The sequence below is a fragment of the Tistrella mobilis genome (assembly GCF_041468085.1).
GTDB classification, from domain to species: domain Bacteria; phylum Pseudomonadota; class Alphaproteobacteria; order Tistrellales; family Tistrellaceae; genus Tistrella; species Tistrella mobilis_A.
The window spans coordinates 519798-534533 of sequence record NZ_CP121015.1 but is presented as its reverse complement, the minus strand read 5'-3'; the positions used below and the strand labels follow the sequence as shown (position 1 = coordinate 534533).

Here is a 14736-nt window from a genome sequence, read left to right as displayed (position 1 = left end):
CGGTGGCATCGGGCCAGCGGGAGGATTGTGGAGGAGGGTGTCTTTTACGAGCAGCGCCGTCAACCTGCCGTTTAGTCGCGTCCTTCCGCCCCTGTGCGCCCCGCCACCCCCCGCCCCGCCTTCACCCGGCCCATCTTCACCCGCCCCACCCGCCGCCCCACCGCCGGTGTCGCCACCAGCCCCGGCAGGGGGGCCGGCATGCGGCGGCGCCAGTTGGGGTGTTCGTGGACGGTGCCGGGCAGGTTGGGCTGGTCGTCCAGCCCGACCAGGTCTTCCAGCGGCGCCAGCACCAGGGGGGCGCGGCTGCGGCCCAGGAAGTCGAGCGCTGCGTCGATCACCGGGCCGGGCCTGTCGGGGGCGGGTTCGGGGCCGGTGGCGGTGCCGGCGCTGGTGAAGGCGGTCCAGAGCCGGGTGCGGTCGGTGCTGCGGGTCTCTCGGGCCAATTCCGCGGTCTCGCCGGGTCCGAACAGAGACAGCCGGTCGCGCCAGGCGATGTCCAGCCCGCGCCACCAGCCGGCGGTGGTCGGCAGGTCGTGGGTGGTGGTGGTGGCGGTGATGCCGTCTTCCCAGGTCGCGGGTGCCAGGAAGTCGTTGGCGTCGTCGCGTTCGAACCACAGCACCCGCGTGCCCATCAGACCGCGGGCCGCCAGCACCGCGCGGAAGCCGTCGGGCACCGTGCCCAGATCCTCGCCGATCACCACCGCCCGGCGGCGCTGCGAGACATCCGCCACCACATCCAGCATCTCCGCCAGCGGATAGCGCAGATAGGCGCCCTCGGCCGGGGACGCGCCGTCGGGGATCAGCCAGAGCCGCATCAGCCCCAGCACATGGTCGATGCGGATGCCGCCGGCCGCGGACAGGCTTGCCTCCAGCATCTGGCGAAAGCCGGCGCAGCCGGTTTCCAGCATCACCCGGGGCGAGGGCGCCGCCACCCCCCAGTTCTGGCCCAGCGGGTTGAACAGATCGGGCGGCGCGCCGATGCTCGCACCGTTCAGGATACCGGTACGCTCGCTCCATGATTGCGCGCCGCTGCCATCCACACCGATGGCGAGGTCGGCGATCAGCCCCACCCCCATCCCGGCATCGTTGGCCGCCTTCTGCGCCCCGGCCAGGCCACGAAAGGCGAGCCATTGCCGCAGCCGTGCCGCCTCCACGGCCGCGTTTTCGGTGTTGGCCATTTTGGCCACATCATTCATCTGATTATTTTGAAAGGTTTTTGGCCATGATGGCCATCCGCCGGTCAGGCCCTGGGCACGGAAACGGGCATCCAGCACCTCGAACACCGCATGGTCGTCCAGCGCCCGGCCGCGGGCGGTACGGAAGGCCCGATAGCCGGCATCGGCGGCAAGCCTTGCCCCATGGGCGCCGATCAGATGGTCGATCACCGCCCGTTTGATCGCCGCCACCTCGGGCCAGTCGACCAGCGCCGCCGCCGCCGCCGCACGGGCACGGGCGGCAAGGCCTGCCGCCTCCAGCGCCCGCGCGGTTTCCGCCCCGCCTGCGATGTCGTCGGGGTCGATGATCAGCTCGTTCAGGAACAGCCGGCTGGAGGGGGCATAGGGGCTCCAGCGATGCGGATCGGCGCCGAACAGGGCATGGACCGGGCTCACCCCCAGGCAGCAGGCCCCGGCCTCCCCCAGGCTGCGGGCCAGCCCGGCCAGCGCGGTGGTATCGCCGCAGCCGGCATCGCCCGATCGCCGCAGCCCGTAAAGCTGCGCGGTCACCCCCCAGGCCCGCGGCCGCCGGCCGGGCGGGTGGCCCAGGGCGTCGGCCAGGCCGAAACAGCCCGGGCCGGTCGCGGCATCCGGCCGCGGCGGCGACAGGGCGGTTGCGGCCGCCAGGCTCTCGCGGATCTGCGCCGGGCTGTCGGCCGGCAGGCCCAGCACGGCCAGCAGCGCGCGCAGCGTGTCGGGGCCGACGCTGTGGCCCCGGCCGGCGGCATCGGTCCAGCTGGTGGCGATGCCGGCGGCGGCGGCCAGGGCCTGCAACTGTTCGTCTGATTTATTACCGCTTTTGGTTGTATTGCTGGTCATCGCTCCGGCTCCCTCAGCACCGCCGCCGTGGTCATGGGCGAAAGCGCGCCCCCCTCCAGCGCCTCGATCGCCTCCGGTGGCACGAACAGCCAGCGGCCTTCGGGCTTTGCCTCCAGCGGAACCGGTGCGCCGTCCAGATTGCAGAACAGGGTCAGCACCGCGCCGTCACCCAGCCGCCAGGCGGCGCGCACCGCCTTGGGGCCGATGGCGGCCGCCCCCTCGGACACGGCGCCCTCCAGCCGCGGCACGATCTCGCGCCGGCGCAGCGCGATCAGCCCGGCGACCAGGGCCGCCCGGGCGCGGCCGGGCTCGCGCGCCGCCTCGTCCGCCTCGGTCCGCGAGGTTTCGAAGGTCAGCGCCGCATTGGGGTCGGGGATGCGGGCGCGGGCCTGGTCGTCGGCAAACCGTTCGAAGCGGGCGAATTCCCGCCGCCGGCCCTCGCGCACCAGCGGCGCCAGCTCGTCGTGATGATCGGTGAAGAACAGGAAGGGCCGGGTGCTGCCCCAATCCTCGCCCATGAACATCAGCGGGATGGCGGGTGCCAGCAGGATCAGCGCGGTTGCCGCCGCCACCGCGGCCACCGGCGCCAGGCTGGTCAGCCGTTCGCCGAAGGCGCGGTTGCCGATCTGGTCGTGGTTCTGCAGGAAATTGACGAAGGCGGTGGGCGGCAGATGGCCGCTCGGCTCGCCCCGCCGCTCGCCGCCGCGATAGGGCGAGGGGTCGCCCTGATAGATGAAGCCCTCGGCCAGCGCCCGGGCCAGGCGTTCGGCCGGGGCCTCGGCATAATCGGCGTAATAGCCGTCGGTCTCGCCGGTCAGCAGCACATGCATCACGTGATGCATGTCGTCGTTCCACTGCGCGTCAAAGAGCCCCGGCGCCAGATGGCGGGCGGCATTGCCGTCATGTTCCAGCACCAGATGGACATGGCGGCCGGGCTCGGTCTCGCTGCGGATCCGGGCTGCGGTCTCGTCCAGCCAGTCGGCATCGGGGATGGCGTGGACGGCATCCAGGCGCAGCCCGTCGAAGCGGTATTCGTTCAGCCAGTAGAGCGCGTTTTCGGTGAAATGACGGCGCACCTCCGGCCGGCGGAAATCGATCGCGGCACCCCAGGGGGTTTCGATGTCGTCGCGGAAGAAGCCGCTGGCATAGCCGTGGATATAGTTCCCGTCCGGCCCGAAATGATTGTAGACCACGTCCAGGAACACCATCAGCCCCAGACCATGGGCGGTGTCGATCAGGGTCTTCAGCTCGTCGGGGCTGCCATAGGCATGGTCGGGGGCATAGGGCAGCACGCCGTCATAGCCCCAGTTGCGGGCGCCGGGGAAATCATTCACCGGCATCAGTTCGATGGCGGTGAAGCCGCGGGCCGCGATTCCGGCCAGGCGGCGGGTGACGCCGGCAAACCCCTCCCACAGCCCGGCATGCACCTCCAGGATCACCGCTTCGTGCCAGGGCCGGCCGCGCCAGTCGCCATGGCGCCAGAGAAAGGCTTCGGGGTCGATCACCTCCGACGGCCCGTGGACATCCTCGGGCTGGAAGCGCGACACCGGGTCGGGGACCACCAGATCATCCCCCATGCCATAGCGATAGCGGGTGCCGGGGCCGCAATCCAGCGTCGCCTCGTGCCAGCCATCGGCGGATGCCTGCATCTCCAGCGGGGCGCGGCCCTCGATCAGCAGCTGCACCCGCTCGTGATCCGGCGCCTGGATCCGGAAGCGGGTCCGGCCCGGCCCCATCGGCTCGGCGCCGGCCGACAGCGGCTGATGGAAGCGGCGGCCCGATGGCGGCTCGGCCGGCAGCGATGCCGCCAGCAATTGCAGGCTGCGGGCGCGCACGGTTACCCGGCCGCCGGTCAGCGGCACCTCGTCGGTATCGCCATCGCTGGTGTCCAGGATCCGGCACCAGGCCAGGCCGTGGCGGGCAAGCGGGCGCAGCGGCAGAATGAAATCCTGATCCTCGGCCCCGGTGTTGAACAGGGTCAGCACGACGTCGAGCTGCCCGGTATCCGACGGACCGGTGCGGACCAGCGCCAGCGCCCGGGTGGCCGGGTCGTTCCAGGTCTCGGCCGGTACCGGCCCGCCATCGACGCCGAACCAGGCGATATCGGCCAGATCGAAGGCATAGCGCCGGTCGCCATGCAGAAAGCGCCGGTCGCGCAGCACGGCGAAGCGCCGCCTTGCCGCCGCCACCCTGGCGGTGAAGCGGCTCAGCGCCGCGCCTTCGGGCCGTTGCAGCGCCGCCCAATCCACCCAGGATATCTCGTTGTCCTGGGCATAGGCGTTGTTGTTGCCCTGCTGGCTGCGGCCGAATTCATCGCCGGCCAGCAGCATCGGCGTGCCCTGCGACAGCAGCAGGGTGGCGATCATCGCCCGTTGCAGTCGGGCGCGGGTGTCCAGGATCGCCGGGTCGTCGGTCTCGCCCTCGACACCCCAATTCGCTGACAGGTTGTCGCTGTGTCCGTCGCGGTTGTCCTCGCCATTCGCCTCGTTGTGCTTTTCGGCATAGGACACCAGGTCGCGCAGGGTGAAGCCGTCATGGGCGGTGATGAAGTTGACCGAGGCCTGGGCCCCGCGATGGCGATGGTCGAAGATGTCGCCCGATCCGGCCAGCACGGCGGCGAAGCCGGGCAGGCTGCCGTCGTCGCCGCGCCAGCTGCGGCGCACCGTGTCGCGATAGCGGTCGTTCCATTCCGAAAACCCGGGCGGGTGATTGCCCAGCTGATAGCCGCCGGGCCCGGTATCCCAGGGTTCCGAGATCAGCTTGACGCGTGAGAGCACCGGGTCCTGCAGGATGGCGTCGAAGAACCCCGATCCGGGGTCGAAACCGGTGCCTTCGCGGCCGAGCGTGACCCCCAGATCGAAGCGGAATCCGTCGACATGATAGACCTCCACCCAGTGGCGCAGCGAATCCAGCACCATCTGCAACACCCGCGGATGCGACAGGTTCAGCGTGTTGCCGCAGCCGGTGTCGTTGATGCAGTACCGTTCCTCGCCCGGCACCAGCCGGTAATAGCTGGCATTGTCCAGGCCGCGGAAGGAGAGCGTCGGCCCAAGCTCGCTGCCCTCGGCGGTGTGGTTGTAGACCACGTCCAGGATCACCTCGATCCCGGCGGCGTGCAGCCGGCGCACCGCCATCTTCACCTCGTCGGGCTCGCCCGCGGACAGATAGCCGGGTTCGGGAGCGAAGAAGCCGATGCTGTTATAGCCCCAGTAATTCTTCAGCCCCCGGTCGACCAGATGACGGTCCTGCACGAAGGCATGAACGGGCAGCAATTCCACCGCGGTCACCCCCAGCCGCAGCAGATGGTCGATGATGTGGCTGTCGGCCAGGGCGGCGAAGCTGCCGCGCTCATGCGGGCGGATATCCTCGCGCCGCATGCTGATGCCGCGCAGATGGGTCTCGTAGATCACGGTCTCCGTCCAGGGCACCTCCGGGCGGCGATCGTCGCCCCAGTCGAAGGCATCCGCCGTCACCACCGCCTTGGGCATGGCCGGCGCGCTGTCGCGGCGATCGAAGGAAAGATCGCGCCGTGACGATCTTGTGCTGTAGCCGAACAGATGATCCGACCAGCGCAACCGCCCGGCGATCCGCCGGGCATAGGGGTCGAGCAGCAGCTTGTTCGGGTTGAAGCGATGGCCGTTGAGCGGCTCATAGGGGCCATGGGCGCGATAGCCATAGACCAGCCCCGGCCCGGCATCGGGCAGATAGCCGTGCCAGACCTCGTCGGTACATTCGGGCAGCGGCATGCAGGCGATCTGCCGGCGGCCCTGCTGATCGAACAGGCAGAGATCCACCCGGCCGGCATTGGCCGAGAACACGGCGAAATTGACACCCAGCCCGTCCCAGCGCGCACCAAGCGGCCAGGGACGTCCGGGAAACAGGCGATCGGCCGGGATGGGCATGGGGTGGAACTACCTTCCTTGTCTGGATACGAGGTCTTGGCTCAGCGTCATGTCCGACACCACCCCCACCCGCCCGGCGCACACCCCCTCCACCGTCATCCCCGCCTTCGCGGGGATGACGGTGCTTCTTTTGTGCAGAGACGGTCGACGTCGGAGCCGGACAGCGGCGGTGGCGGTCGGATGGTGCGGGCAGGGTCGATGGCGGAGCCGGACAGCGGCGGTGGCGGTCGGACGGTGCGGGCAGGGTCGACGGCGGAGCCGGACAGCGGCGGTGGCGGTCGGACGGTGCGGGCAGGGTCGATGGCGGTACCGGCCATGGCGGGCCAGCGGACGGCCTCGACCGTCCCCGCAGACCCCGTCGCCCATGTCCGACACCACCCCCACCCGCCTGCGCGACACCCCCTCCACCGTCATCCCCGCGAAGGCGGGGATCCAGGTTTGCCGCCCTGTGGAGACCGCCGACAAACCGGGCGCCGGCCGGGATGACGGGGGCGGCAGGGGGCTGACACGGATATGGTCGCGAGCGGTCATCGATCATTCCTGTAGAGGCCTACCTGGATCCCCGCCTTCGCGGGGATGACGGTGCTTCTTTTGTGCAGAGACGGTCGACGTCGGAGCCGGACAGCGGCGGTGGTGGTCGGATGGTGCGGGCATGGTCGACGTCGGAGCCGGACAGCGGCGGTGGCGGTCGGACGGTGCGGGCAGGGTCGATGGCGGTACCGGCCATGGCGGGCCAGCGGTCGGCCTCGACCGTCCCCGCAGACCCCGTCGGCCATGTCCGACACCACCCCCACCCGCCTGCGCGACACCCCCTCCACCGTCATCCCCGCGAAGGCGGGGATCCAGGTTTGCTGCCGTGCGAAGACCGCCGACAAACCGGGCGCCGGCCGGGATGACGGGGGCGGCAGGGGGCTGACACGGATATGGTCGCGAGCGGTCATCGATCATTCCTGTAGAGGCCTACCTGGATCCCCGCCTTCGCGGGGATGACGGTGCTTCTTTTGTGCAGAGACGGTCGACGTCGGAGCCGGACAGCGGCGGTGGTGGTCGGATGGTGCGGGCATGGTCGACGTCGGAGCCGGACAGCGGCGGTGGCGGTCGGACGGTGCGGGCAGGGTCGATGGCGGAGCCGGACAGCGGCGGTGGCGGTCGGACGGTGCGGGCAGGGTCGATGGCGGTACCGGCCATGGCGGGCCAGCGGTCGGCCTCGACCGTCCCCGCAGACCCCGTCGCCCATGTCCGACACCACCCCCACCCGCCTGCGCGACACCCCCTCCACCGTCATCCCCGCGAAGGCGGGGATCCAGGTTTGCTGCCGTGCGAAGACCGCCGACAAACCGGGCGCCGGCCGGGATGACGGGGGCGGCAGGGGGCTGACACGGATATGGTCGCGAGCGGTCATCGATCATTCCTGTAGAGGCCTACCTGGATCCCCGCCTTCGCGGGGATGACGGTGCTTCTTTTGTGCAGAGACGGTCGACGTCGGAGCCGGACAGCGGCGGTGGCGGTCGGACGGTGCGGGCAGGGTCGATGGCGGTACCGGCCATGGCGGGCCAGCGGTCGGCCTCGACCGTCCCCGCAGACCCCGTCGGCCATGTCCGACACCACCCCCACCCGCCTGCGCGACACCCCCTCCACCGTCATCCCCGCGAAGGCGGGGATCCAGGTTTGCTGCCGTGCGAAGACCGCCGACAAACCGGGCACCGGCCGGGATGACGGGGGCGGCAGGGGGCTGACACGGATATGGTCGCGAGCGGTCATCGATCATTCCTGTAGAGGCCTACCTGGATCCCCGCCTTCGCGGGGATGACGGTGCTTCTTTTGTGCAGAGACGGTCGACGTCGGAGCCGGACAGCGGCGGTGGTGGTCGGATGGTGCGGGCATGGTCGACGTCGGAGCCGGACAGCGGCGGTGGCGGTCGGACGGTGCGGGCAGGGTCGATGGCGGAGCCGGACAGCGGCGGTGGTGGTCGGATGGTGCGGGCAGGGTCGACGTCGGAGCCGGACAGCGGCGGTGGCGGTCGGACGGTGCGGGCAGGGTCGATGGCGGTACCGGCCATGGCGGGCCAGCGGACGGCCTCGACCGTCCCCGCAGACCCCGTCGCCCATGTCCGACACCACCCCCACCCGCCTGCGCGACACCCCCTCCACCGTCATCCCCGCGAAGGCGGGGATCCAGGTTTGCTGCCGTGCGAAGACCGCCGACAAACCGGGCACCGGCCGGGATGACGGGGGCGGCAGGGGGCTGACACGGATATGGTCGCGAGCGGTCATCGATCATTCCTGTAGAGGCCTACCTGGATCCCCGCCTTCGCGGGGATGACGGTGCTTCTTTTGTGCAGAGACGGTCGACGGCGGAGCCGGACAGCGGCGGTGGTGGTCGGATGGTGCGGGCAGGGTCGATGGCGGTACCGGCCATGGCGGGCCAGCGGTCGGCCTCGACCGTCCCCGCAGACCCCGTCGCCCATGTCCGACACCACCCCCACCCGCCTGCGCGACACCCCCTCCACCGTCATCCCCGCGAAGGCGGGGATCCAGGTTTGCTGCCGTGCGAAGACCGCCGACAAACCGGGCACCGGCCGGGATGACGGGGGCGGCAGGGGGCTGACACGGATATGGTCGCGAGCGGTCATCGATCATTCCTGTAGAGGCCTACCTGGATCCCCGCCTTCGCGGGGATGACGGTGCTTCTTTTGTGCAGAGACGGTCGACGTCGGAGCCGGACAGCGGCGGTGGTGGTCGGATGGTGCGGGCATGGTCGACGTCGGAGCCGGACAGCGGCGGTGGCGGTCGGACGGTGCGGGCAGGGTCGATGGCGGTACCGGCCATGGCGGGCCAGCGGACGGCCTCGACCGTCCCCGCAGACCCCGTCGCCCATGTCCGACACCACCCCCACCCGCCTGCGCGACACCCCCTCCACCGTCATCCCCGCGAAGGCGGGGATCCAGGTTTGCTGCCGTGCGAAGACCGCCGACAAACCGGGCACCGGCCGGGATGACGGGGGCGGCAGGGGGCTGACACGGATATGGTCGCGAGCGGTCATCGATCATTCCTGTAGAGGCCTACCTGGATCCCCGCCTTCGCGGGGATGACGGTGCTTCTTTTGTGCAGAGACGGTCGACGGCGGAGCCGGACAGCGGCGGTGGTGGTCGGATGGTGCGGGCATAGTCGACGGCGGTGTCGGACAGCGGCGGTGGCGACCAGGCGGGTTCCGGCATCGCTCTACCGCCCCTGTCGCAGCATCAGGGTCGCGAGCGGCGGCAGGGTGAGGGTGAGAGAGGCGGGCCGGCCATGGGCCGGTGTCTCCACCGCCAGCGCCCGGCCGCCATTGCCCAGGCCCGAACCGCCATAGGCGGTGGCGTCGGTGTTCAGCACCTCGTGCCAGATGCCGGGGGCCGGAACCCCGATACGATAGCCCTCGCGCGGGACCGGGGTCAGATTGGCGACGACCAGCATGTCAGGGTCGGTCGCCTCTTCCCCCGTGCGGCGGATCCAGGCGAAGACGCTGTTCGCGGCATCGTCGCCCACCACCCACTGAAAGCCGCCCGGGTCGTCGTCGTGGCCGTGCAGCGCCGGCTCGTGGGCGTAGAGCCGGTTCAGATCGGCGACCAGGGACTGGATGCCCCGGTGGCCGGGATCGTCGAGCAGCGCCCAGGGGGTGGAGCCGTCATGATCCCATTCCCGCGGATTGCCCAGCTCGCCGCCGGCAAAGATCAGCTTGCGGCCGGGATGGCCCCACATGAAGGCGAGACAGGCGCGCAGATTGGCGCGTTTCTGCCAGTCATCCCCCGGCATGCGGCCGAGCAAGGAGCCCTTGCCGTGGACCACCTCGTCATGCGACAGCGGCAGCACATAGCGTTCCGACCAGGCATAGACCAGGCTGAAGGTCATGGTGCCGTGATGCCAGCGCCGGTTGATCGGGTCTTCGCTCATATATTTCAGGCTGTCATGCATCCAGCCCATATTCCATTTGAGCGTGAAGCCCAATGCGCTCCCCTGGTCCCCGGTTATGGGCGCGGTCACCCCGGGCCAGGCGGTGGATTCCTCGGCGATGGTCATGGCGCCGGGCACGCGCGCCTGGATCGTCTGGTTCATCCGGCGCAGGAAGGCGACCGTTTCAAGATTCTCGCGCCCGCCATGGATGTTGGGCACCCAGTCGCCGGCCTCGCGGCTGTAGTCGCGATAGAGCATCGAGGCCACGGCATCCACCCGCAGCCCGTCGACATGGTAATGCTCCAGCCAGTAGAGCGCGCTGGCGATCAGGAAGCCCGCCACCTCGTCGCGGCCGTGATTGTAGATGGCGGTGTTCCAGTCGCGGTGGATGCCTTCGCGCGGGTCTTCATGCTCGTAAAGTGCCGTGCCGTCGAAGCGGAACAGGCCGTGGCTGTCCATGGGGAAATGCGCTGGCACCCAGTCCAGGATCACCCCGATCCCGGCGGCGTGGCAGCGGTCCACGAAGCGGGCGAAACCGCGCGGCCGGCCGAAGCGGGCGCTGGGGGCGAACAGCCCCAGCGGCTGATAGCCCCACGACCCGCCGAAGGGATGTTCCATCACCGGCAGCAGCTCGACATGGGTGAAGCCCAGCGCCCGGACATAGGGGATAAGCCGGTCGGCCAGCCCGTCCCAGTCCAGCTGCGGGTGGGCGGCATCGCGGAACCAGGATGCGGCATGCACCTCGTAGACCGACAGCGGCATCTTCAGCAGATCTGTGGTGGCGCGGCGCGCCATCCAGCTGCCGTCGGTCCAGGGGAAGGGGGTGGGGTCGGGCACGATGCTGGCGGTGCCGGGCGGCATTTCCGTCGCCCGGGCCATCGGATCGGCCTTTTGCAGCACGGCGCCGCCGCGGCTGCGGATCTCGTAGCGATAGGCCCGGCCCGGGCCGATGCCGGGCAGGAACAGCTCCCACACACCGGCGGCGTGACGCAGCCGCATCGGATGGCGGCGCCCGTCCCAGTCGTTGAAATCGCCGGTCACCGACACCCGGTCGGCATTGGGCGCCCAGACCGCGAAGACGGTGCCGGCGATCCCCTCCATGTCGGTCACCCGCGCGCCCAGCACCCCCGGCAGATCGGGATGATGGCCGGCGCGGATCAGGCGCAGATCCTCGTCGGTCAGGATCGGGCCGAAGCGATAGGGGTCGTCCTCGATCGTCGTGCCGCGGCCGGTCGTGACCCGCAGCCGGTAGGGGGCATCCTCGATCAGGCCGGCGAAGATCCCCGCCGGGTGAACCCGGGCCAGCATCCCCAGCGGCCGCCCGTCATCCTGCGCCACCGCGGCCACGGCCCCGGCATCGGGCCGGATCACCACCAGCCGGCGGCGGCCGGCATCGGGCTCAGGGGCAGGGCCCAGCACGGCGAAGGGGTCGCCATGGCGGGCCTCGGCCAATGCGTCGAGTGCGCCCCGGTCCAGGCCGGGGGGGCCGGCCGGTTCATGCGTCGGGTGCGACATCGTCGGTCTCCGGTACCAGTCGTTCTGCCAGACGCGCGAGGCCGGCTGCGGGCAGCAGCAGCCAGTCCGGCCGCAATCCGGCCTCATAGGCGACCTCGTAGGCCGCCTTCTCGATCAGGAACAGCGTCAGCAGCCGCGGCATGTCGGGGATGGCGGTCGTTGCCTCCTCGCCCGCATAGCCCTGCAGGAAGGCCCGCTCCATCTCGCCCCTCAGCCGCACCAGCCAGTGGCCGGGATCGTCCGGCTCCAGCCCCGCCCCGGTATCGGATGCCGGGGCCGAGGGATGTGGCATGGCGGTCACATAATCGATGGAGCGCAGCAGCCCCGCCACATCCCGCCAGGGGCTGTCCTTGGCCCGGCGCAGCGCCAGCGGCCGGGTCGGCTCGCCCTCGAAATCGATCAGCGTGACATCGCCGGTCGAGACCAGCAGCTGGCCCAGATGGAAATCGCCATGGATACGGGTGAGGGGCGCTCCGGTTCCCGTCCTGGCAAGTGCGGCCACGGCCGCGGCCAGTCCCCGGCGCCGGGCAAGCACGGTTCGGGCCGCCCGGGAGAGGGGGGTATCGTCCCCCGCGGCGGCATGATCGGCCAGAATATCGAAGGCCGTTTCCAGCGCCTGGCCGATTCGGCTATTCCAGGCGGTGATCGTAGCCGGATCGGCTATTTCCGGGGCAAAATTCTCGTCCTCCGACGGCCGCGCCAGCACCTCGTGCAGCTCCTTCAGCCGCCGGCCGATGGTGCGGGTCAGCGCGCGGATGGCGCCCGTCGCATCCTCCAGCCGCTCGTGGTCGTGATGGTGCAGCGCGTCCAGCGCCCGGGCCAGCTGGTCGCCGGTCCAGTGCCAGCCATCGCCCTGATTGCGGATGAAGCGCTGGATCACCGCCAGGCTGGCGGTGCCGTCACTCTCCTCCCCAACCTGGCCCTCCCACGCCAGTTCGCCCAGGAATTCCGCCACCCCGGCATAGCCGGCCCCGGTCAGATGGCGGGCCATCTCGACCTCGGGGTTGATGCCGGGCTGGATGCGGCGGATCAGCTTGATCACCGCGGTATCGCCCACGATCACCGAACTGTTGGTCTGCTCCGCCGCCATCTGGCGCACCTCGGCCCCCGGGGGGATGGCACCGGCGATCGCCACCGCCTCGGCCGATCCGGGCCGGAGCGACAGTCGCGCCCCGGGTGCCGCCCGCGTGCCGCCATCGGCCAGCGCCCGCATCAGCGCCCGGCCGAAACCGTCCAGCGCGAAACCGTCGGTCAGCAGCCCGATCCGGGCGGTCTGCCGCACCCGCGCCAGGGCCAGACGCACCGGCAAGGCGGGGGTGTCGGCGCGGTCTGCATCCCACAGAATGCCCAGCGGCAGGGCGTAATGATCCTCGGTGCCGTCGTCGCGGGAAACCGCGATCCCGGTCAGCAGGATCTCGCCATCGGTGCCGGGCAGGGGGTCGGCGAAATCCAGCCGCGCGGTCGCCGCCGCATCCCGCCCGCCGGCGAACCAGCGGCGCATGGCCAGCCAGGCCGGCAGCACCGTTTTCGACAGCCGGTCGCGATGGGGTTCTTCCAGCAGCTGCGTCAGCCCCCGGCGCAGCACGAAGGTCTCATGCTCCGGCAGGGGTTCCGGCGCCGGCATGTGCCAGACCGGCGCCCGGCCTTCCGGTTCCAGCGCAAAGGCATAGAAGCCATAGGGCGGCAGGGTCAGCAGATAGGGCAGCTGGCCGATCGGCGGGAAGGCGGCGCCGCCGACCAGTTCCATCGGCACCCGGCCTTCGAACCGCGACAGATCCAGCTCCACCGCCTGGGCGGTGCGCGACAGATTGGCCACGCACAGCACCGTATCGCTGTCGTCGGCGCGCAGATAGGCCAGCACCCGGCGGTTGCCGGGGAACAGGAAATCCAGCCGTCCGCGGCCGAAGGCGCGGAAGCGGCGGCGGACCTGAAGCATGCGCCGGGTCCAGTGGAGCAGCGAATGCGGGTCGCGGCTCTGGGTCTCCACATTCACCGCGGCATGGCCGTAAAGCGGGCTCATGATCGCCGGCAGGATCAGCTGTTCGGGATCGGCGCGCGAAAACCCGCCATTGCGGTCGGGCGACCATTGCATGGGGGTGCGCACCCCGTCGCGGTCGCCCAGATGGACATTGTCACCCATGCCGATTTCGTCGCCGTAATACAGCACCGGCGTGCCCGGCATGGTCAGCAGCAGGCTGTGCATCAGCTCGATCCGCCGCCGGTCGCGGTCCAGAAGCGGCGCCAGCCGTCGGCGGATGCCCAGATTGATCCGCGCCCGCCGGTCCGAGGCATAGGTCTCCCACAGGAAGGTGCGCTCGGTTTCAGTGACCATCTCCAGCGTCAGCTCGTCGTGATTGCGCAGGAAGATCGCCCATTGGCAGTTTTCCGGAATATCCGGCGTCTGGCGCATGATGTCGGTGATCGGGAACCGGTCCTCCTGCGCGATGCTCATATACATCCGCGGCATCAGTGGAAAATGAAACGCCATATGGCATTCGTCGCCGGCGCCAAAATATTCCTGGGTGTCTTCCGGCCACTGATTTGCTTCGGCCAGAAGCAGCCGGTCGCTGTAATGCTCGTCCAGATGGGCGCGGATCTTCTTCAGGACATCATGGGTCTCGGGCAGGTTCTCGTTGTTGGTGCCCTCGCGCTCGATCAGATAGGGCACGGCGTCGAGGCGGAGCCCGTCCACCCCCATATCGAGCCAGAAGCGCATCACCTTCAGCACCGCGTCCAGCACCCGCGGGTTGTCGAAATTCAGGTCCGGCTGGTGGGAATAGAAGCGGTGCCAGTAATAGGCCCCGGCCACCGGATCCCAGGTCCAGTTCGACTTTTCGGTGTCGAGGAAGATGATCCGGGTCTCGGGATATTTGCGGTCGTCATCCGACCAGACATAGAAATCGCGCTGCGCCGAGCCGCGCCGGGCCCGGCGGGCGCGCTGGAACCAGGGATGGGCGTCGGAGGTGTGGTTGATCACCAGTTCGGTGATCACCCGCAGGCCCCGGGCATGGGCTTCGGCCAGGAAGCGCCTGAAATCGCCGATCGTGCCATAGGCGCGGTTGACGTCGCGATAATCGGCGATGTCGTAGCCGTCGTCGCGCAAGGGCGAGGGGTAGAAGGGCAGCAGCCAGATCGTGTCGACGCCAAGCCCGGCGATATAGTCCAGCCGCGAGATCAGCCCCGGGAAATCGCCGATGCCGTCGTCATTGCTGTCCTGGAACGACTTCACATGCAGCTGGTAGATGACGGCGTCCTTGTACCAGAGCGGGTCGCCCGGGCTGCCGTCGCCGGCACGGATGATGCGGCCTTGCGCGCCGGTGGGGGATGAGACGGGGGTGGTGGGTGCGGGCATGT

The 14736-nt window shown here is 70.0% G+C and carries 4 protein-coding genes and 1 pseudogene; all 5 read right to left on the bottom strand.

All coding sequences use genetic code 11. From position 1 onward, the window contains the following. Positions 1-71: 71 nt before the first annotated feature. The 5 genes and pseudogenes from malQ to treS all read right to left on the bottom strand — a co-directional run bounded on the left by malQ (position 72) and on the right by treS (position 14734). Entirely contained in the window at positions 72-2033 is a 1962-nt protein-coding gene (gene malQ, locus P7L68_RS05095; RefSeq protein WP_371999569.1) for a 4-alpha-glucanotransferase, read from the bottom strand. Continuing rightward, complete coding sequence (gene treZ / locus P7L68_RS05090) at positions 2030-3769, bottom strand: malto-oligosyltrehalose trehalohydrolase (RefSeq protein WP_371999982.1); 1740 nt, start codon at positions 3767-3769, stop codon at positions 2030-2032. The genes malQ and treZ overlap by 4 nt, the downstream gene beginning before the upstream one ends. Before the next feature lie 63 nt (positions 3770-3832). After that, positions 3833-5935: pseudogene (glgX, locus tag P7L68_RS05085) on the bottom strand (glycogen debranching protein GlgX); the annotation flags it as partial. 3221 nt (positions 5936-9156) lie between these two features. Next, a complete protein-coding gene (gene glgB, locus P7L68_RS05080) occupies positions 9157-11382 on the bottom strand; it encodes a 1,4-alpha-glucan branching protein GlgB (protein WP_371999567.1) in 2226 nt (741 codons plus the stop codon). After that, positions 11363-14734, bottom strand: a complete 3372-nt coding sequence (gene treS, locus P7L68_RS05075) for a maltose alpha-D-glucosyltransferase (RefSeq protein WP_371999565.1) — start codon at positions 14732-14734, stop codon at positions 11363-11365. The genes glgB and treS overlap by 20 nt, the downstream gene beginning before the upstream one ends. Positions 14735-14736: the final 2 nt, after the last annotated feature.

Bases quoted from the DNA above. Each gene is read 5' to 3' on its own strand.
- treZ (WP_371999982.1), bottom strand. From the start codon at position 3,769: ATGGGGCCGGGCCGGACCCGCTTCCGGATCCAGGCGCCGGATCACGAG.
- treS (WP_371999565.1), bottom strand. From the start codon at position 14,734: ATGCCCGCACCCACCACCCCCGTCTCATCCCCCACCGGCGCGCAAGGC.
- glgB (WP_371999567.1), bottom strand. From the start codon at position 11,382: ATGTCGCACCCGACGCATGAACCGGCCGGCCCCCCCGGCCTGGACCGG.
- malQ (WP_371999569.1), bottom strand. From the start codon at position 2,033: ATGACCAGCAATACAACCAAAAGCGGTAATAAATCAGACGAACAGTTG.